The sequence below is a fragment of the Pseudomonas tehranensis genome (assembly GCF_014268615.1).
Classification (GTDB): Bacteria; Pseudomonadota; Gammaproteobacteria; order Pseudomonadales; family Pseudomonadaceae; genus Aquipseudomonas; species Aquipseudomonas tehranensis.
Genome location: NZ_JABWQV010000006.1, coordinates 1 through 19,821 on the forward strand (window position 1 = coordinate 1; position 19,821 = coordinate 19,821).

Genomic DNA, 19,821 nt, shown 5'->3' on the forward strand with positions numbered 1-19,821 from the left:
GGGGTCAGGCCCAAATCCAATGTGGGAGCGGGCTTGCTCGCGATAGCGGCGTAGCAGTCAATGAAGATGTCAGTGATTGCCTCTCACTTCTTCAACGCATCATGCGCTTCCAGCGCCCGCAGGGAGTAGATATACGCCGCGCCGGCATTCAGCGAAACCGCAGTGGCCAGGGTGGCGGCGATCTCTTCGCGGGTGGCGCCGGCCTTGATGGCCGCATCGGTATGCACGCCGATGCAACCATCACAACGGGTCGTGATCGCCACGGCGATGGAGATCAGCTCCCGGGTCTTGGCATCCAGCACGTTGTTATCGGCCGCAGCTTCATCCAGGGCCATGTAGGCCTTGACCATTTTCGGATTGCTTTTGCCCAGGGCGCCGAAGGCAGTTTTGATGGTGGGCAGCAGCTCGGACCAGTTGATGAACATGGGGTGACTCCATAAAGAGGGGTAGTTGTTAAACCCGTTCAGTCTTGACCATAAATAGCGTCCAAGTCTGTTAATTGATGAAAAGCGCTGCCCGCCATTGGAACTCAGGGTTCGGCTCCGACCGGCAGCAGCTTCAAGGTGCTGCGGGTATTGGCCATCACTTCTATTTCGGCCAGATGCGCCTGGTAGTACAGCCCTTCGATGTAAGCCTCGGCTTGATCCGCGTAATGCGCGTCGAACGGCACGCCGCTTTGGCCGACGGGGTTGACGGTGACGCTGTGGGCCGGATCGGCGAAGTCGATAATGCGCCGGGTGGAAGGACCATAGGTCACTGGCCAGGGCGCCGGGCCGATTTTGGCCGAGAGATTGTTGGGCACTTCATGGGTGCCGGGTGCAGCAAAGGGGCCGACGTTGAAGATCCGGTCCAGCGGCTTTTGCAGGCCCAGCGGATGACCATGGGTCAGGGTGTGCGCCTTGCCCCATTGCCATTGGCTGGCATCGTCACCCAGGGTGGCCTTCAGGTGCACCAGGCTCTTGCTCCAGGCGCTCATCACTATGTCGGCACGGGTCTCCTTGCCCGGGGTGGTGCGATCGTCCCACCAGGGCGAATCCTCTGAGGCCGCCAGGCGTGGCAGCGCGGCGTCGATCACTCGGGTCGACAGCGCGGTTTCGAAGAGCCCGTCGCCCAATTCATCGTGCAGCGCGGCGTCGGCCAGGTTGAAGAGGAACTGGTTGAACAGCGTGGCGCTGATGGAGTCCAGCGGATAGTCGCCCTGCCATTGGGCCAGTTGCTCCACCCATTTGCGCTCCCGGGGGTCGCTGACCCCATTACGCAGCACCGCCAGCAAAGGCGCGAGCAGACGCGGGCCGTAGGCGGTGGTGGTACCCAGTTGCAGTTTCTGGGTGGTTTGAAGGTCCCACTTCGCTTGCTTGTCGCTGAGCTGGAGATTGAGTTGCTGGCCGCGGTCGGCGAGGTTGTAGTAGCCCGGTATCTCAATGCCGCTGGCCGGTACCGGCTGGAAGTTGGCCGAGACGATGTAGCCCCACGCCGGATTTTCTTCCTGGGGGTTGCTGCTGAACGGGTAGAACCCTTCCTTTTCCGCTTCCGGGCTGCTGCCATCGAGCATGAAACCGGGCTTCACGCCGACCGGCCGCTTGGGCAATTGCGCTGCGGCCCACCAACCGATGTCGCCCTTGGCGTTGGCCCACACCACATTCAGCCCTGGCGCGTGGATCTTGGTTGAGGCGCTGCGAGCCTTGGTCAGGGTATCGGCGCGGTTGAGCTGGTAAAAGGCGTCGAGGATCGGGTTGCGGCTTTCCAGAAAACCCCACCACATGGCGATCGGTGTCTTGCCGGCGTTGGCGCCGAGAGCATCGTTGACGATCGGGCCGTGGGGCGACTGGCGCAGCACCAGCGTCACCGGCGCCTGGCCCTTGACCGCGATCTGTTGTTCGCTGCGGGTCATGTCCACCCATTGGTCGCGATACCAGACCTGCTCGGGATTATCCGGGTTGACCCGTTCGACGATCAGGTCCAGGTCGTCGTTCTGGAGCATGGTGATGCTCCAGCCGAAGTCCTTGTTCATGCCCAGCGTCGCAAACGGCATCAATGCCTGGTAGTGCCCGTAAAGCTCGAAACCCGGCGCGGACAGATGCGCTTCGTACCACACCGATGGCGCGGAAAAGCGGATGTGCGGATCACCCGCCAGCAACGGTTTGCCGCTGTGGGTGCGGCTGCCGGAGACCGCCCAGGCGTTGCTGCCTTCGAACTGCGGCAGGCCGTGTTCGGCCAGGGCTTGTTCACTCAGGCGGGCCAGGGCGTTGAGGTCTTTCCAGTCGGCGGCGGCCAGGGGTAGGCCGCTCTTGCGAGTCTCGACCAGCACGCCCTTGGGCTGCCAGTCGAGGTCGAAAATGTTCAGGTAGTCGCTGCCCAGTTGATCGCGCACGTAAGTCAAAAGCGGCTCGGTGCGAAACGCTGCCGCAAAACTGTAGGCCATGTAGCCAGTGATGCTCACGGTATCTTCGGCGGTGAAGGGACGCTTGGGGATACCCAACACATCGAATTCCACCGGCCTGGCGTGGGTTTCCTGGTAGCGGTTGATGCCATCCAGGTACGCCTGCATCGCGATCCAGTCCGGGGATTGTGGGTCTTGTTCGGTCACATAGGTCGCGGCGCGCTCGCGGATGCGCAGGCTGCGCATCAGTTTGTCGGTGTCGAGCAGCTTCGGCCCCAGCACCTCGGCCAGTTCGCCACGGGCGAGACGGCGCATGATCTCCATTTGAAACAGCCGGTCCTGGGCATGGACATAACCCAGAGCGCGGTACAGATCGGTTTCGTTTTCAGCACGGATATGCGGCACGCCGCGCTCGTCATAGCGCACGGTCACCGAGCCCTGTAACCCCTGCAGTTGCACCGTGCCCTGGCGGGTGGGCTGCTTGCTGTAGAGGTAGCCGCCCGCGACGATGATGGCGGTGACGACCAATGACAGGAAGGCGATGAGGGTGCGTTTCATGGTGATTCCTTATTCTGGTGACAGCGGTCCCATGGTCTCGCTGTTGATTCCCTGTTTAGCATACGGCCGCTTCCCGGCGCATCGTCCGTCGGAGGGATTTTCTCCAGGCTGCTTCATGGGTCGGAGTATAAGCGGTGCAAGATATCGGGCGGCGGCTGGGCTGGCGGGGCTGGCGCCGAAAATCGCAAAGCTATCGTTGATCGGCACAACAATCACGTCTGCCGTCGTCGAAGCGCAAGGGCTGTAAGTCGGCGTGTGTCAGGGGGGGCCGGCCGCAGGAAGCTCCTGCGGCCGGTGATGGGAGGGGAGGTTTAAGCCGGTGACCGTCGAGCCATCAAAGAATGGTCCGACGGGTCATCAGCTTGGCCGGGTAGCCGGCGCCGGTTCGGTGGACGGCCCGCCCTGGGGTGGCGCTTCGCCTCGTTCGGCCAACTCCATCGTGTTGCCAGCCGCCGTATCCTTAGGCCGTACTACCACGCTCTTGACCCACTCGGCACCCAGGTTGAGCCCAGCGACCGTGGCTTGCGGAACCAGTTGAGAAGCACCTCGAGTGCCGTGATAGAGGTTCTCGCCTGCGCGCCTCCAACCGGGGGGCTGGGTATGGGGCAGGCTGTCCCGATTTGCATTCGTGAGGTTCTGCCATGGAACGTTGGCGCGTGCGGTCAGATCGTCCTTGCCGTCGTTCAACGCTTTGTTTTCCAGTGGTGCCGCTACGCTGTTGGCGAAGAACGGAAGCAGGGTCAGGCCCGAGGAGAAGAAGGTCGTGATGATCTGCTGCATTTTTTCCAGTGTCTCGGCATCTTCGCCTGGCGCGGCGGCGTCTCCCACTGCGGTGCGCATGGTAATACCTGCACCGACGCCAATGATTCGGTTGGCATAGTCACTGATATTGGCCATGTTGGTCGGGAGCACTTTGCTTGATTCGGCAAATGCCTTGGGCAGGAGCTCTTTCCATTCGCGCGTTTCGTTTTTCACCCGGTAGGTTGGGATCTTCTCGTCACCGTGGGTTTGAGAGTATTTGAACACTGCCTGACCGCCGGCCATAAGCGTGCCACCGACAGCGGACGCCAGGCTGCGGGCGCCGATGCCCGAAGCGTTCACGCTGGTGAATTGATTCAGGACTTCTCGTACCGCATGAGCCGCACCGAAAGCGATGTAACCGGTGAAGTCGCCGCTGATGGTGCCAAAGTTATTGGCGTTTTGTTTAAGCAGGAAATCGGTGCGCTTGTCTTCCTGCGTCTTGTCGAGCGCCTCGCGGTTAGGATTGGCAACCCGCCGCCCATTCATCGTCACCTCTTGCAGGGCCTTGGGGTACACCGACAGCGGATCGACCTTCTCCAGGCCACTGCCGATGGTTTTATCGACGATGGTCTGGATGATGGGGCGGGCGCTGTCGCTGACCACTTTATGGGCGGCCCCCAGGACGGCCGAGGTCCCAGCAGCGTGGGCTGCAAGGTGCGTACCGGCCAGCTCATCGTCGATTGCCGCGGTGCTGGCGCCGAAGTGAGTCGAGGAGGCGAAGCCTTGCGGGATGCCCGCATCGGCAAATACCGCCAGCCCCGTCCGGAATCCACTGTGGGTCTTGAGGTCAGCGACATAGTCCTGGCGACCGACGTTTTTGAGTGCCGTGTCCAGCACCTCGTTTTTCTTCGTCGCCTTCGTCAGCTCGCTGGGGGTGTCGTCCTCCTTGTCCACTAACTCCTCAAACTCCACCTGAACCTTGATCAGTTGGTTCAGTTCAGAGGTCGCCTGGTCTCGTTCGGGCTGGGAAAGGCTCTCGTTGTTCATCACACTGCGTGCGTGCTCGATGCGGCTTTCCATAAAGGTATTCAAGCGATCGGGCAGCTCTTGCGTCATGGCTTGCATGACGCCTTTGGCGTAGCCGCGGAAGGCTGCATGACTGCTTTGCAGTGACTTCAGGTCATCTCCCTCGGGGGTGTTGTCGATGACCTCCTGGCACAACGAATGATAGGCGCCGAGGGTGTTACCCACGCGCTCGCAATGTTTATCCCAGACGGCTGCGAAACCGCCGCTTTCTTTTCTGGCTTCCTTGCTCATGCCCAGGTATTCATTGAAATCCTTGGCGAATGCCTCGGTTTCCTCCTGGCCCGACAGCATCGGATGGGGCGCGCTGCCCAGGCCGGCCAGATGCTTGCGTACCTCTTGGTAGTGGGTGCCCGGCGCGTAGTCCAATGCCTTGCCTTCCAACGCCATGTGCGCCCGAGCGAAGCCGATAGGGTCGCTCTCGGGGTCCATTTTGCCGAGCTTTTTGATATCCGCCGTCAGACGACTCTGCAGGGTGGTGAATTTTTCCGCCGTCGCATTGCTTGCCTTACCGGCGAAATGGTAAGGCACCAATGATGCGGTGGAAGGGCGAACCTGCTCGGACAGGCGGGTGCCTATCGGTCTGATTTCATCGTCCTGTTGTTGACGCAACGCCGCCGCGCTGGTGCTTTGGCCTACTGATAAATCTGGCATGTCATGGTCTCCTAGAGCGACAGGGTGCTGGTGAGCCCTGCGCTACGCGGGGTGGGTTTGTGCTGGACGGTGCTGGCGGCCTGGCCTGGGCTGGCGCCATCGAAGAAGTAGCCGTTTCGCCAGATGAGCGCCATGTCGGCGGCACCGCCCATCACCCCGAGCAGGCGCTCGGCCGTGAGGGTTTCCAGGGGGACGTGGCCGATCAGGATCACCTGTTGGCTGTCACGGTTGTACGACAGCGAAGGGCAGAACGCCCCGCTCAGCAGGTACAGGTTGGTTTCCAGCAATCGCTGCAGGACCGCTTCGCGATTCGCCTCGGGCAGCGCCCCAAAGCTGCAGTAGATGAAAACATCCCCCTCGCCCACACCCGGCGTGTGCTTCAGGGAAAAGTCGACTTCCTTGACCGACAGGTTGGCCTGTTCGTAGAACGCTGACGGGGTTGGAATCATCGTGAGTTCGCACAGCTGATCGATCAGCTTGCAATAGGTGGGTGACGCCATGATTGACCTCGCATTGTCATCCAGGCACCGATGAGCGCCTGCTGCCCCTGATGAGTGACAACTGCGCCATTTCGGTTCCACCCCACCGCGTGGAACCGCTGGCGGGTGATCCGCCACCCAATGGCGCCACCTCATTCAAGGTTGACCGCCCATGCCCCGATCACTTGCACCTTTGCCGGCCCTGCGATTCGTCCCCAAAGGGTTGTCCATGCTGGCCATGGGGACCTTGCTATACGGATGCCAGCACCTCGAACCGCAGCTGACCATCGGCGATCGTTTCGCCAACGAGCCCTACCGTGCCCAGCCGCGCTGGCTCGAGCCGGTGCCCACGGACACGCTCATCGAGATTGGCGAGTCATCCCCGCAAAGCGGCGGCAGCCTGTGGGCACGCATGCGCCAGGGATTTTCCTTGCAGGGAAAAACCCAGGGCGTGGCGCGCATCGACGAACAGCGCCGCTGGTTGATGCAGCGCCCGGCTTTTCTCACCCAGACCGGACGCGCCGGCAGTCGTTACTTGCATTTCATCGTGGGCGAGTTGAACAAGCGCAACATGCCGCTTGAGCTGGCGTTGCTGCCGGCGATCGAGAGCGGGTTCAATCCCAATGCACATTCGCCTGCCCAGGCCATGGGACTCTGGCAGTTCATTCCAGCCACCGGTCGCCGTTACCAGTTGCAACAGCGAGGCGACTACGACGAACGTCGGGACATTCCGTCATCCACCCGGGCCGCCCTGGATTATCTCTCCTACCTCCACGAATACTTCGACGGTGACTGGCTGCTGGCGCTGGCCGCCTACAACGCCGGGGAAGGGCGGGTACGCGAGGCCATTACGCGTAATCGTGCTCGTGGCCTGGCGACCAACTATTGGAACCTGGCGTTGCCCGGTGAAACCCAGAACTACGTGCCACGGTTGCTGGCGTTATCGCAACTGGTCAATACACCCGAGCACTACGGGGTGAGCCTGGCGCCCATCGCAGACCAACCCTATTTCCAGATGGTCGCGCTGGCACAGCCGGTGGACCTGTCGCAGTTGGCGCAATTGTCGGGTGTTCATGAACGGGAGTTGCGCATGCTCAATCCAGCCGGGCGTGGCCGGGTCAGGGGACGCTTGCTGATGCCCGTGGAAGCGTCGCGCAGGCTCCTGGCGCAACCGGACATGATCGCCAAAGCGGCGCTGCCCCGCGTGAGCCCAGGCGAAGAGCAAGTGGTCGCCTCGCCGGATACGGTCGAGCCGCAGGTCGCCGAGGCGGCAGTGCCGCCTGGGGTGTGAGTGGACTGGCCGGGATGCGATTTATCTCAAAAATTAAATGTATTTGTGGCGAGGGGATTTATCCCCGTCGGTTGCGCAGCAACCCAGAACGTTGAACGCGACCAACCTGGCACACTGCTGTGGCAGGCTCCAGGGTCGCTTCGCAACCCAGCGGGGATAAATCCCCCCGTCACAAGGTTCAAATACCCTGGCGACTAGCCGGTTCTACAAACAATCCATCGCGACGTCCGCCAAACCTCGTGCGCGAGGGTCCATCAGGACGTAGGAACCAATGGTGTTGCAGGCGAAGCCGAACGCTACGCCGCGCTCGGGGTCGGCAAAACCGATGGTGCCGCCGGCGCCCATGTGGCCGAATGCATCGGTTCCCATGCCGTAACTGCCATTCGCCACGTCCGATTGGTTGAGCATGATACCCAGGCCGAAACGTGTGTGGGTCTGGAGGGTCGGGTCGTATTCAGCGCTGTGCTCGCGCAGCATTTCGTTAAGCAGGGGCGATTCCAGTAAACATCCGTCGAGCAGCCCGGCATAGAACTTCGCCAGGCTGCGCGCGTTGCCGTGGCCGTTGGCCGCTGGCTGGGTCATGCGCTTCCAGCCCGTCTCGTTACTGCGCCCCAACGCCATCGGTGGATTGGCGAAGGCCAGTGAACTCATGGCGGTGGGATCGTTGAGCACGTACTGCAGGACCCGACCAAAGGCCTCATCGTCAACTTCATCCTTCGTCCGTGCCATGTAGGCGCATCGAGCAATGGTCGCGTCGTCCAGACCCAGGTGGAAATCCAGCCCGAGCGGTGCCGCCACCCGTTGGTGGATGCTTTGCGCCGGTGTCAGGCCGTCCACCCGGCGCAGCAATTCACCCAGGATCCAGCCGAACAGCAACGGCGAATACGTCTGCTGATGTCCCGCGTCGGCCCACGGCTGCTCCTCGGCGATCAGGGCGGTCATGGTCTCCCAGTCGTAAAGGGTTTCCGGTGCCAGGGGCGTGCGCAGTGCCGGCAGCCCGGCGCGGTGGCACAGTACTTGGCGCAGGGTAATGGACGCTTTGCCTGCGTTGGCGAATTCGGGCCAGTAGCGGCAGACCGGTGCGTCCAGGTCCAGGCGCCCTTCGCCGACCAACTGCATGATCGCCACCGCCGTGAAAGGCTTGGTACACGAGAACAGGTTGAGCAAGGTGTCGCGTTGCCAATGCCTGTCCGGTTCCGGCCCGGCTATGCCAGACCACAGGTCGATCACCGTTTCCCCGTCGATCTGGATGCAAAGGGCTGCGCCGCGTTCGAAAGGGCTTTGCATCAGCCCGATAAACGCCTCTTTGACCGGCTCGAAGCGAGGGTCACAGTGGCCGTGGATGGAAAGTGCATGCGTCATGTCGGCTCCACACAAGGTTGAGGTTTCCCCTTGAGTGACGGTGGCCGGGCAAACGGTTCACCCCGTCATTCAGTGCGTCCGATGGAATCTTTTCGCCGGGCTCCGCCACTCAGGAGCAACGATGGCTACCCCCGGAGAGTATTCATGGCTTACGAGCGTACCCTTGATTTGAACAGTGACGCGTTTCGCGGCGAGGCGTATCGGCATTACGCGGCGCTGCGCCAGGCTTCTCCGGTGTTTTTCAGCCAGCCCGAAGGACAGTTGCCGATGTGGTACGTCACCGGTGCCCGGGAAGTCGAGGAGGTGTTGCTGGACAACGAGCGTTTCGCCCGCGACCCATCACGGATCAACCCGCAGTTCGCGGCGATGCTCGGTGGCGAGCAGTCCATCGCATTTCTCAATGAGCACATGCTCAACCGCGACGGGGAGCGTCATCGTCGGCTGCGTCGCCTGGTCAACAAGGCCTTCACTTTGAAAGCGGTGAACGCCATGCGACCGCGTGTCGAACAGATCGCCGAGTCGTTGTTGGACGCCGTACAGGCGGGCGGACACATGGACGTGGCAAGCCAGTATGCCTTCCCTTTGTCGATCACCGTCATCGCCGAACTGCTCGGCGTCCCCGCCCGGGACCATGGGGATTTCCGGCGCTGGTCCCATATGATCGTCCGGCAGGTGGGCCACGACCTGAGTGAGTTGCAGCGCTGCTACAGCGAATTCGCCGACTACATGCTCGCCTTGATCGACCAGCGTCGGGCACACCCGGTCGACGACCTGGTGTCGGCGCTGGCCCAGGTCGAGGAAGAGGGCAGCATGCTCAGTCGCAGTGAGCTGTGCAGCATGATCGCGTTGCTGATCATCGCCGGGCACGAGACATCGGCTTCGATGATCGGCAACGCCGTGCATACGCTCCTCCAGCACCCAGAGGCGTTGATCCGGCTGCGCGATGAGCCGGCGCTGATGGCCGACGCGGTCGAGGAGTTCTTGCGTTATGACTCGTCGGTGGAACGGGCGATGGTCCGCTTCGTCACCCGGGACACAGAGTTGTCCGGGCAGCGTTTGCAGCGTGGGCAATTGATCGTGGCGGTGGTGGGCTCGGCCAATCGTGACGAGACGCTCTGCGCCAACGCCGACACGCTCGACATCACTCGCCCGGCCTGCCCGCACATGTCGTTCGGCAAAGGCGCTCACTACTGCCTCGGGGCTTCGTTGGCCCGGCAGGAGCTGGAAATAGCATTGAATACGCTGCTTCGGCGCTGTCCGCGATTGCGATTGGCGGTTGATCCCGGCGCGATACGCTGGCGCTATGTGCCTAACTTCAGGGGGCCGGATGCGTTGCCGGTGTGCTGGTCGGTGGATTGAGGCGGGTCGTGCAAAAAATGGCATGACCCGAAACGCAGAGGATCATGCCCGATAAAAGATACGGCTCGCCCGACATTCCTGGCGAGCGAGCCGTGAACTCAGGCCAGGCTGGCCTCCATGGCCTGCGTTGGCGCCAATGCGCGGGGAGATGCCGTTTCGATGGGCAGCAGGTGCAGCCCATAGAGCACGACATCCGCACGCTTGTCAGCGAAGCGGGCGATACCCGGGAAACGTCCCCATTGCGTCGCCCCCAATCCTTGCACGCCGCGTTTACTCGCCTCGTTGTGCTCGATGATCCAGGCCACCAGCGTCTCGAAACCATATCGCCTGGCCAATACCACTGCGGCCTGGCCCAGGCGAATGCCCACGCCGCTGCCGATGTGGTCGTTGCGAACGTAGATCGACACTTCGCCGGTCAACCGGCAGGCCTGGGCACCCCAACAGAAGCGATTGACGATCAACCAGGCGACGACTTCGCCGCCGCGTTCGAGCACATAGATCGGATCGCCTTCCTTGACGAAACAGTCGACGAAGAACGTCATTTCCTTCAGGGAAAACGCTCTGAGCACGGGAGAACTGGTGCCCCCCAGAGCGCTTTCGTTGAAGATATTCGTCATCACAGGCAAGTCATCGGGGGTAAACCGGCGTACGCCGCGTGGCAGGTCGGGTCGGTTGTTCAAACGATTATGAGTCATGGCCGGGCTTCTCCATAAACGCTTCGCTTGAGTTGTTCACGAGCACGGAACAACCGTGAGCGCACGGTGCCAATGGGTACGCCCAGCCGTTCGGCGGCATCGCGGTAGCTGCTCTCGGTGTCCACGGCGGTCCACAGGGTTTCACGCATGTCCTTGGGCAGCGCGTCCATGGCCAGCAACGTGCGGTCCAGCAACCGCCGGTTATCGCACTGTTCGCTCAAGTCGATGTCATCGCTCGATTGGTTGAAATCGCTTTCGTCGAAAGTGCTCAGCGGTGGCTGCGCATAGAAGCGTCGAAAATGATTGCGGATGAGGTTCAGAGCGATGCCGCACAACCAGGTGTCCGGCTTGGCCAGGCCCTTGAATTTCTCCTGGTTGCGCCAGGCTTCCAGATACGTGAGTTGGATGATGTCGTCGGCGTCGTCTTGATTGAGCACACGCTTCTGCACAAACAGACGCAGCTTGCGCTCCTCGCCGAAGCTGGCGCCGGGTGCGCCTGGGCGGGTCGTTGAGGTTCGCGGCGGGAGCAGCATTACGTTCAGGCTGTTCATCAATAAATCCCTCTGGATGGGTTCCATGGCGTCGACCCGTATGTCGACGTTTTCCCCTTCAGCAGGACCTGTGCCAAACCGAATTTATCTATTATCTATTTGATATATAAGGATTTATATCTAGTGTTTTTGCTCTATTCGTGCAAGGACGTGCACGGCTTTCACGGACTTCACTGCATGAAATTGCACCGGTCGTGCCGTTGAAGAACGGCGCGTCAGGGGGGCCGCCGGATGTTTGAAAAAGGACGCGATCGGCAATGGAACCGAACGGCGTATCACCGCCACCCATTGAGCGTCCGAAACCACGCCCTTTGGTCATCATGAAAGTAGAAGCCCCGACAAACGCACACATTGCCGTCAATCTCGCCCAGGCCGCTTCGGCCGTCGCGGGCATCGGCAGGCCTGTGGAAGCGTCGCAGGCCGCGCAGTCCAATTCGATGGAAGAGGTCGGCATGACTTTCAGCCATCATGTGGAACGCAATACCAAGGCGCTGAGCCAGCGACGGATTCGCAGCGCCCGCAGTGAAGTGGGTCGCACGCGAGTCGAGACCCGTGAGCAACTGGAGGAGTGGTACGACCAGCTCGGCCATCCAGGCAAGCAAAGCCTGGGGGCAATGGCGGCCCAGGCTGGCGTGTTGCTCTGCGGCCAGCCGCGGCTTGAAGAGGTCGTGCAGTCCACGGGCGATGATCCGGCCCGGACCGACCTGATCTTGCAGCAAGTCTTGCTGGATGCCGAGGAGCAAGGCCGTCGCGTCGAAGCCAAGCGTGCCCGCGACTATCTGCAGCTATTGCGCGAGCGTTATGGGGCGCAGATTCAAGCCGGGATGAACATCGCCGAGGCTCTGCGTGCTTCGGGCGGCGATCCGGAACTACGCCAGGCGGTACGGCGGCTCTATTACGACACCGTCGTCCTCAAGCAGTCGTTGCCCACCATGATGCAAGCGTTGCTTGGCTTGTTCGGCGAAGCCGCGTTCGTGTCGGGACTGGACATGATGCGCCGCGCGCTGGCCGACGACATCGCCGCCCATACGCCCTCGCGCCCTACCGCCCTGCTGCGCACGCTGTTGATCGGCCTGGCCGCCTCGACGCAACTGGGCAGTGTCCTGCAAAGCTGTCGCGGTTTGCTTGAGCAACTGGCCTACAGTTGCCCGGCCAGCCAACTCACGGCCGTGTTGCTGCTGCAGCGGATGCTGGGGTTCGTCAGCAGTGGCCTGTCTTCGGCGGAGGTGCGCCGCATCGGCCGGGAGCTGGGCGGAGACCAGGAGCGCGATCAGTTGGTCTCTCTCAATGGTTTATATCCCTTGCTCAAGCGCTTGCCACTGGCACTCTGGCGTGATGCCAAAAGTCGCCAGGCCGCCCTGAAGAACCTGCTGGTGCTGCTGGATGAGCGTTCCCGTGGGGAGACCCGCGCACAGACCGCCGAACCGGTCATTGGAGCGCGCCCATGATTGCGCTGCTGAACAAGGTTGCCAGTGCGGCGGTGAGCCGTATCGAGGTGGCCGGTGCGTTCGTGGTACTCGGCATTGTGTTCATGCTGATCCTGCCGTTGCCGACATCGGTGGTCGATGCGCTGATCGCCATCAACATCTGCATTTCCTGCCTGCTGATCGTACTTTCGCTGTACCTCCCACGGCCGTTGGCGTTTTCCTCGTTTCCAGCGGTGCTGCTGCTGACCACGTTGTTCCGGCTGGCACTGTCGGTGGCGACCACTCGATTGATCCTGCTCCAAGGCGATGCCGGTCATATCGTCCAGGCGTTCGGCAACTTCGTGGTGGGAGGAAATCTTGCGGTGGGGCTGGTCATTTTCCTCATCCTGACGGTGGTCAATTTCCTGGTGATCACCAAAGGCTCCGAGCGCGTGGCCGAAGTTGCTGCGCGGTTCACACTGGACGCGCTGCCGGGCAAGCAGATGTCCATCGACAGCGACCTGCGCGCCAACCTGATCGATGTCAGCGAGGCCCGCCGCCGTCGCGAGGAACTGAACAAGGAAAGCCAATTGTTCGGGGCGATGGACGGGGCGATGAAGTTCGTCAAAGGCGATGCCATCGCCGGGCTGGTGATCGTGGTGATCAACCTCATCGGCGGCTTTTCGGTCGGCATGGTCCAGCATGATATGAGCGCGTCCGAATCGATGCACTTGTATGCCGTATTGACCATCGGCGACGGTCTGATCGCGCAGATTCCGGCCCTGCTGATCTCCCTCACCGCCGGCATGATCATCACCCGCGTGTCGCCGGAAGGACAGCCGGCCGGCAGCAGCGTTGGCAAGGAAATCGCCAAGCAATTGACCGCCGAACCCAAGGCCTGGGTGATCGCTTCGGTGGGAATGCTCGGCTTCGCCGCGTTGCCCGGCATGCCCACGCTGGTGTTCATTGTCATCGCCTTGATCACCGGCACGGCCGGCCTCCTCCAGTTGTACGGCCGTGCCCGACAGGCCCGTCAGGGCGAGCAGCCAGAGGTGGTTGTGACCCCCGAGCAGAACGGCGCCGAGGACCTGCGCAGCTTCGACCCGACCCGTGCCTATCTGTTGCAGTTTTCCAGGTCGATGGAAGGCAACCCGGCCGCCGAAGCGGCCATCCAGGCGATCCGCAAAAAACGCAATGGGCTGGTGGCGGGCTTTGGCCTGACCTTGCCGCCCTTCGAGATCGAGTACAGCGCGCTCCTGGAGGACGACGAGTTCCGTTTCTGTGTGCACGAGGTGCCGATGTTGCGGGCGACCTTCGGTGAGCGCATCGCCGTAGCGCGCGGTCCGTTGCCGTTTGAGCCGCAGGACGCGCAGGTAGGCAGTGAAGTCCGTGATGAGCATCAGTGGCTGTGGCTGGCACCCGATGATCCGCTGCTGGCGGACGAGCGAGTGGAAGCGGTGCCCGCGGGGGAGTTGCTGGTGGAGCGCATGAGCCGCGCCATGTTTGCCACGGGCCCGCAGTTCCTTGGATTGCAGGAGAGCAAGTCGATTCTCAGTTGGCTCGAAGCGGGCCAGCCAGAACTGGTTCAAGAGCTGCAAAGAACCATGCCCCTGGCCCGTTTTGCCGCGGTGCTGCAACGCCTGGCCGGAGAAGGCGTGCCGCTGCGGGCGGTGCGATTGATCGCCGAATCGTTGATCGAGCATGGGCAGCACGAGCGCGATGTCGGCGCGCTGACCGACTACGCGCGCATCGCCTTGAAGTCGCAGATCTATCACCAGTATCGCGACGAAGACGGCCTGCACGTGTGGCTGTTGACACCGGAAACCGAAGGGCTGCTGCGCGACGCGCTGCGTCAGACCCAGACGGAAACGTTTTTTGCCCTGGAAAGCGTGCATACCCGCGCCCTGGTCTTGCAGCTGCGCGAAGGTTTTCCGTTGCGGGCCAAGCGCGTGGCCGTGCTGCTGGTGGCCCAGGATCTGCGCGCGCCGCTGCGTGATTTGCTGCGCGACGAGTTCAATCACGTGCCCGTGCTCGCCTTCAGCGAGCTGCACAGCAACGCCCAGGTCACCGTGCTGGGGCGTTTTGATCTCGAGCAGGAAAACCTGCGGATCGAGGATGCCGCATGACGGGTTTTTCGCCTGGCGCCCGATGTGACGCCACGCGTAACGATGTAAATCCAGGCGCGTTCCATGGCCTGGCTGTGACAGTGGGTGAGGGCCGCCCGGACCTCGTCGTTCAACCGGATCGTGGGCGCACACCTGCCGCGCCTTGAGGAAATTGGCCATGTTCGAGCTGCGTGTATTGAGTGGTCTGCACCGAGGTGCGGCATTGCCGCTGGTAGGTGAGCGATGGGTGGTCGGGGCGGCGGAAGACGCCGACCTGGCGTTATACGATCCAGGCATTTGTGGGCGTCACGCAGCCCTCAGGCAAGTCGAGGGACAATGGCTGCTGGACGCGCTGGAGGGCGCGGTTTGCGATGGACAAGGCCAGCCCTGGGCGTCGACCGAGCCTTTGCCGAACAATGCGCCCTTTGCCATCGCTGGCGTCTGGTTGTGCCTGGCTCCGGCCGATCAGCCTTGGCCCGATGACGCCGCGCTGGATGCTGCTGCGCATCTCACGGCGGAGGAGCGCGAGGGCGGCCGGCCTGCGGCGCGGCCGTCATGGCTCAAGCGCCTGGGAATCGCCGCGGCAGTGGTCACTGTCGCTTCCAGCGCCTGGGCCTTCACCAGCCAACCGACGCCGACCGTGGCGCCCGACCCGGCGCAACCGTTAAAGCACGCCGAGGCGGCATTGAATACAGTCGAGGCGGTCCGCCTGGAGCTGGATCGGATGCTTCAGGAGCGCGACCTGGGAGCCGCCGTGCGGGTCGAGTCCCAGGACGACCGACTGGTCCTGGTGGGCGAGCTGCCGCGCCAACGCCTGGCGGTGGTGGAACGGCTGATCGAGCGCTTCCATGCTCGCTACGATACGTCGATCAGGGTCAGCACCAGTGTCAAGGAACGGTTGACGCAACTGCCGTTTCAGATCGCCCAGATTGTCGGAGGCAAACGTGGGCACGTGGTTACATCCGACGGCCGTCGGTTGTTCCTGGGCGACCAGATCGATGGCCTGCGCTTGACCGCGATCGACAGTGGCAAAGTCACTTTCGAAGGCGAGCAAAGCTACGAGGTCACCTGGTAATGACACAGGTGGCCATCGCACGATTGCACGCCTGGGAGGCTGGGCAGCGGGCACGCCTGCGCCGATTTGCGCCGGTCATGGTGCGCGGGCGTGTGCAGCGGGTCAGCGGTATCTTGATGCAATGCCGGCTGCCGGGGGCGCAGATCGGCGACCTCTGCCAGGTCGAGCGTGACGCGCGCGAGCCGTTGCTCGCCGAGATCGTCGGATTCGACCGACACGATGCCTTGCTCAGCGCCCTGGGTGGCCTGGAAGGCATCCGTGTTGGCGCGGCGGTGGAGCCGCTGGGCATGCCTCATCGGGTGACTGTCGGGCCGCAGTTGCTCGGCCAGGTGTTGGACGGTTTTGGCCGGCCCCTGTTGGAGGGCGGCGTGGGCGCGTTCGCCGGACCGCAGGTGTTGCATGCCTCGCAGGTGATTGGCGAGGCGCCCGCGCCGACAGCGCGACCACGCATTCACCGACCCCTGATCACCGGCGTGCGCGCCATCGATGGTCCGCTGACGCTCGGCGAAGGCCAACGTGTCGGGTTGTTCGCGGGTGCCGGTTGCGGCAAGACCACCTTGTTGGCGGAGATCGCTCGCAATGTGGATTGCGATGTCATCGTCTTCGGCTTGATCGGTGAACGCGGGCGCGAGCTGCGCGAATTCCTCGACCATGAACTGGACGATGAATTGCGGGCCCGTGCAGTCCTGGTGTGTGCCACGTCGGACCGTTCCAGCATGGAACGTGCCCGCGCGGCCTTCACCGCCACGGCATTGGCCGAGGGCTTCCGGGCCCGCGGCCAGCGGGTCCTGCTGCTCATCGATTCGCTGACCCGGTTTGCCCGGGCCCAACGGGAAATTGGCCTGGCCGCGGGCGAACCGTTGGGTCGCGGCGGCTTGCCCCCATCGGTGTACAGCCTGCTGCCGCGTCTGGTCGAACGGGCCGGGCTGAGCAACGAGGGCGCGATCACCGCGCTTTATACCGTGCTCATCGAACAGGATTCCATGAACGATCCGGTGGCGGACGAAGTCCGTTCGCTGCTCGACGGTCATATCGTGCTCGCGCGCAAACTCGCCGAGCGCGGCCATTACCCGGCTATCGACGTGTTGGCCAGCTTGTCGCGAACCCTGGCCAATGTCGCCGAAACCGATCATTTGCGGGCGGGTATCAATCTGCGTCGGTTGTTGTCGGCCTACGACCAGATCGAGCTGATGCTGCGCTTGGGCGAGTATCAGGCCGGCGCCGACCCCGTGACCGACCTGGCAGTGGAGTCACGCGGCGCCCTGGACGCTTTCCTGCGCCAGGACCTGCGCGAGCCTGAGCTTTTCGCGTCGACGCTCGCCCACATCCAACAGTTGACCGCCTATGTCCCGGGCTGATCTGGACGCTCTGGCGCCGGTGCGCCGACACCGCGAAGCGCAGGCCGAAAGGGCCTGGCGCCTGCAGCGCGATCTTTTGCGCGAGCATGAAGCGGCGGTCGCCGCCGCGCGGGCGCGCTGGCAGACGGCGTGCGAACAGCAGGCGGTGCAGCGCGAGGCGCTGTACGGCGAGCACCGTGGCCGTGGGCTGAGCGTTTGCGAACTCAATGCCTGGAGCACCGAGGAACGGCGCTTGATCGGCGAGCTGGCGGAGCAAGCGCGGGCGTTGCAGGCGCTCGACGAGCAGCAGGCGCAACAGGCACGGAATACCGAAGCCGCCCAGCAGCGGCTGCAAGGGCGCAGGCGTGACCTGGAAAAGCTCAGCGCCATGATGGAGTACCTGATGGAGGCCCCAAGTGATGAATGAACGCACCGTGCGCGGCGGACTCTCTCCGCATGGCCCCTCTGCGGCTGCACCCGTTCACCACACGCCGCGGGCCTATGAGCAACCAGCGGTGCAGGTGAACCGGACCAGCCGTCCGCTGGCCCGTGAGCCCATGCCTGCACTCGAGCGCGATCCTGAGGTGACGGCCGAGCGCACTGACGGCTACTGGTTTCGCCAGTGGGTGGATGCGCCACGGGGCGGTTCCGAGGACGACACGGCGGGCACCGGTTTCCTGTCAGGGCTGGTGAGCCAGGAGCGTGGCGAAGTGGAGGCTTTCGTCGATCAGCTTTCGCCACGCTTGCGCGCCACGCTCGACCAGCAATTGGATCTGTTGCTGCACCTTCCTCACCTGGGGCGGATCAGGGTGTCTGCGCAGCGTCGGGGCGAGGCGTCCGGCTGGGACATTGGCCTGAGTGGCGAAAATGAAGACGTCCAGGCGCGGCTATCGAGTCGATCCGGTCGCCTTGAGGAAGCTCTGGCCCAAAACCTGGGCCAGCCGGTGACCGTGCGTGTGGAACGCGAAGAAGGAGCAAGCGTGACATGACGATACGTGCATTGAAGCTGCCCCAGGTTTGCAGCGAAGACGTCAGCGCCCGTCGGCTATTGGGCGCGGGTGTCAGCTTGCCCTTCCAGGTGGCGGGCGAAACGGGCCTGCTGGAATTCATGCCGTGCAGCGGCGCAGCTCGAGGCACGCCCTGCGTGCTCGAGTGCGCGCATGGTGCCCTGGCTCTCGACGAGCCGGGCCCGGTATTGAGCCTGTTCGGCGAATGTCCGGTGGTCCTGCCGGCCGAGCCAGGCCTGGACGATGCCTGGTTCTGGGCTCTGTTTCATCAAAGCCTGAGCGAGTCCCTGCGCCAGGCATTCGGCTTTCTCAAACCGCTGGCCGGGCCAGCGGTCAGGGGCATTGCTTGCCGAGTCGAAGTGAACGTGGGCGTGGCTCGCGTCACGAGTCATCTGGAAATGCCCGGTGCGACGTTGCTGGGGCTGCTTCGCGCGGCGCCCTGGCAGCGCCGGACGGGGCCCTGGCGCGAGGATCATGTGCTGAACGTTCCACTGCCGTTGGGACACCTGGCGCTGACTGACGGACAACTGGCCGCGCTGCGTCCCGGTGACGTGTTGGTGCCGGAAACCGCCTTGTTCGATTCATCCGGCCAAGGCCTGATTCGCCTGGGCCGGCATTGGTTGCAGGTGCGGGTACACAGCCGTGCCGCGCCGTTGCGCCTGACCCTGCTTGCTCTGGAGGAGACCGCTATGAGCACCACCGCCGATACCGACATCCTGGTGCCCGACTGGGACGATGCCAGCCGTTACGAACCAGACATCCAGGCGCCCGAGGCCATCGACCCTCCGGCACCTGCCGATGCAGAGCCTGAAGTGCCGGAGGTGGCGATGGCCGAGTCAGGCGCGGCTCACATCGCCGAGCGTTTCGACGACCTGCCCTTGGCGCTGACGATACGCTGCGGTCACTTGAGTCTGACCTTGGGCGAGCTGCGCAACCTGGCGCCGGGGGCTGTGCTCGAGGTACAGGGCGTGGCCCCGGGCGCGGCGGCCTTGTTTCATGGCGAACGAGCCCTGGCCCAAGGCGAGCTGGTGGAGATCGATGGCCGGCTGGGCCTGCAGATCACTCGCCTGGATGTGGCTGGATGAGCTTCCAGGGGGTCGACCCCTTTCTGCTGGCGCTGTTCATCGGTGGGATTTCGTTGGTTCCCCTGTTGCTGATCATTTGCAGCGCCTTCCTGAAGATCGCCATCGTATTGACGATCACCCGCAATGCCATCGGCGTGCAGCAGGTTCCGCCCAACATGGCGCTGTATGCCATTGCGCTGGCCGCGACGCTGTTCATCATGGCGCCGGTCGGCCACGACATCGCCGCAGAGCTGAAGGAGCGGCCCTTGGATTTCAGCAGTACCGAGGCGTTGCAGGGTTCGGCCTTGAACGCGGTCAAACCGCTGCAAGCCTTCATGTCCCGCAACACCAATCCGGACATCCTCACCCACCTCCTGGAAAACACCCGGCGCATGTGGCCAAAGGAGCGCGCCGAGCAAGCCAGCCGGGACGACCTGATGCTGCTCATCCCGGCGTTCATGCTGTCGGAGCTCGAAGCCGGCTTTCAGATGGGATTCCTGATCTATATCCCGTTCATCGTCATCGACCTGATCGTGTCCAATCTGCTGCTGGCGCTCGGCATGCAGATGGTCGCGCCGATGACCATTTCCTTGCCGCTCAAGCTGCTGGTCTTCGTCCTGGTGCAAGGTTGGACGCAACTGCTCGACAGCCTTTTCTATTCCTATCTTTGAGGG

The 19,821-nt window shown here is 63.0% G+C and carries 17 protein-coding genes; 10 read left to right on the forward strand and 7 right to left on the reverse strand.

Going from position 1 to position 19,821, the window contains the following annotated elements; translation table 11 throughout:
* Positions 1 to 83: 83 nt before the first annotated feature.
* The 4 genes from HU811_RS02965 to HU811_RS02980 all read right to left on the reverse strand — a co-directional run bounded on the left by HU811_RS02965 (position 84) and on the right by HU811_RS02980 (position 5,916).
* Positions 84 to 425: a carboxymuconolactone decarboxylase family protein gene (locus HU811_RS02965; RefSeq protein WP_092395299.1), complete on the reverse strand. Its 342-nt coding sequence runs from the start codon at positions 423 to 425 to the stop codon at positions 84 to 86.
* Positions 426 to 529: 104 nt separating this feature from the next.
* Positions 530 to 2,938, reverse strand: a complete 2,409-nt coding sequence (locus HU811_RS02970; protein WP_186653846.1) for a penicillin acylase family protein — start codon at positions 2,936 to 2,938, stop codon at positions 530 to 532.
* A 357-nt stretch (positions 2,939 to 3,295) separates the two neighbouring features.
* The gene (locus tag HU811_RS02975) at positions 3,296 to 5,416 is read right to left on the reverse strand and encodes a type III effector (RefSeq protein WP_186653849.1); all 2,121 of its coding nucleotides are present in this window, start codon (positions 5,414 to 5,416) and stop codon (positions 3,296 to 3,298) included.
* An 11-nt stretch (positions 5,417 to 5,427) separates the two neighbouring features.
* Positions 5,428 to 5,916: a CesT family type III secretion system chaperone gene (locus HU811_RS02980; protein WP_186653852.1), complete on the reverse strand. Its 489-nt coding sequence runs from the start codon at positions 5,914 to 5,916 to the stop codon at positions 5,428 to 5,430.
* 151 nt (positions 5,917 to 6,067) lie between these two features.
* Here HU811_RS02980 and HU811_RS02985 point away from each other — a divergent pair, with 151 nt between their 5' ends.
* Positions 6,068 to 7,186: a transglycosylase SLT domain-containing protein gene (locus HU811_RS02985; protein WP_186653855.1), complete on the forward strand. Its 1,119-nt coding sequence runs from the start codon at positions 6,068 to 6,070 to the stop codon at positions 7,184 to 7,186.
* Positions 7,187 to 7,390: 204 nt separating this feature from the next.
* Here the strand turns inward: HU811_RS02985 and HU811_RS02990 are convergent, their stop codons facing one another.
* Entirely contained in the window at positions 7,391 to 8,548 is a 1,158-nt protein-coding gene (locus HU811_RS02990; protein ID WP_186653857.1) for a serine hydrolase domain-containing protein, read from the reverse strand.
* A gap of 144 nt (positions 8,549 to 8,692) precedes the next feature.
* Between HU811_RS02990 and HU811_RS02995 the strand changes: the two genes are divergently transcribed.
* Positions 8,693 to 9,907: a cytochrome P450 family protein gene (locus HU811_RS02995; protein WP_186653859.1), complete on the forward strand. Its 1,215-nt coding sequence runs from the start codon at positions 8,693 to 8,695 to the stop codon at positions 9,905 to 9,907.
* Between the two features lie 98 nt (positions 9,908 to 10,005).
* On the opposite strand, the gene HU811_RS03000 is transcribed toward HU811_RS02995, so the two are convergent.
* Together HU811_RS03000 and HU811_RS03005 are read right to left on the reverse strand one after the other, a co-directional pair.
* Entirely contained in the window at positions 10,006 to 10,602 is a 597-nt protein-coding gene (locus HU811_RS03000) for a GNAT family N-acetyltransferase (RefSeq protein WP_186653860.1), read from the reverse strand.
* Positions 10,599 to 11,153 (reverse strand): RNA polymerase sigma factor, encoded by a 555-nt coding sequence (locus HU811_RS03005; protein WP_092395324.1) that lies wholly within the window; start codon positions 11,151 to 11,153, stop codon positions 10,599 to 10,601. The genes HU811_RS03000 and HU811_RS03005 overlap by 4 nt, the downstream gene beginning before the upstream one ends.
* Positions 11,154 to 11,410: 257 nt before the next feature.
* On the opposite strand from HU811_RS03005, the gene sctW reads away from it, so the two are divergent.
* The 8 genes from sctW (at position 11,411) to sctR (ending at position 19,818) form a co-directional block, all read left to right on the forward strand.
* Positions 11,411 to 12,601 carry a type III secretion system gatekeeper subunit SctW gene (gene sctW, locus HU811_RS03010; RefSeq protein ID WP_225248372.1) on the forward strand — a complete coding sequence of 397 codons (1,191 nt, stop codon included), beginning with the start codon at positions 11,411 to 11,413 and terminating at the stop codon, positions 12,599 to 12,601.
* The gene (sctV, locus tag HU811_RS03015; RefSeq protein WP_092395327.1) at positions 12,598 to 14,685 is read left to right on the forward strand and encodes a type III secretion system export apparatus subunit SctV; all 2,088 of its coding nucleotides are present in this window, start codon (positions 12,598 to 12,600) and stop codon (positions 14,683 to 14,685) included. The genes sctW and sctV overlap by 4 nt, the downstream gene beginning before the upstream one ends.
* 157 nt (positions 14,686 to 14,842) lie before the next feature.
* On the forward strand, positions 14,843 to 15,739 hold the full coding sequence (locus tag HU811_RS03020; protein ID WP_186653862.1) for an FHA domain-containing protein: 897 nt from the start codon (positions 14,843 to 14,845) through the stop codon (positions 15,737 to 15,739).
* Positions 15,739 to 17,097 (forward strand): FliI/YscN family ATPase, encoded by a 1,359-nt coding sequence (locus tag HU811_RS03025; protein WP_186653864.1) that lies wholly within the window; start codon positions 15,739 to 15,741, stop codon positions 17,095 to 17,097. The genes HU811_RS03020 and HU811_RS03025 overlap by 1 nt, the downstream gene beginning before the upstream one ends.
* The gene (locus HU811_RS03030) at positions 17,084 to 17,503 is read left to right on the forward strand and encodes a YscO family type III secretion system apparatus protein (protein WP_092395336.1); all 420 of its coding nucleotides are present in this window, start codon (positions 17,084 to 17,086) and stop codon (positions 17,501 to 17,503) included. Before HU811_RS03025 ends, HU811_RS03030 begins: the two co-directional genes overlap by 14 nt.
* Positions 17,496 to 18,065: a type III secretion system HrpP C-terminal domain-containing protein gene (locus HU811_RS03035; RefSeq protein WP_189673966.1), complete on the forward strand. Its 570-nt coding sequence runs from the start codon at positions 17,496 to 17,498 to the stop codon at positions 18,063 to 18,065. The genes HU811_RS03030 and HU811_RS03035 overlap by 8 nt, the downstream gene beginning before the upstream one ends.
* Positions 18,062 to 19,168, forward strand: a complete 1,107-nt coding sequence (locus HU811_RS03040) for a FliM/FliN family flagellar motor switch protein (protein ID WP_186653867.1) — start codon at positions 18,062 to 18,064, stop codon at positions 19,166 to 19,168. Before HU811_RS03035 ends, HU811_RS03040 begins: the two co-directional genes overlap by 4 nt.
* A complete protein-coding gene (sctR, locus tag HU811_RS03045; RefSeq protein ID WP_092395342.1) occupies positions 19,165 to 19,818 on the forward strand; it encodes a type III secretion system export apparatus subunit SctR in 654 nt (217 codons plus the stop codon). Before HU811_RS03040 ends, sctR begins: the two co-directional genes overlap by 4 nt.
* Positions 19,819 to 19,821 lie beyond the last annotated feature (3 nt).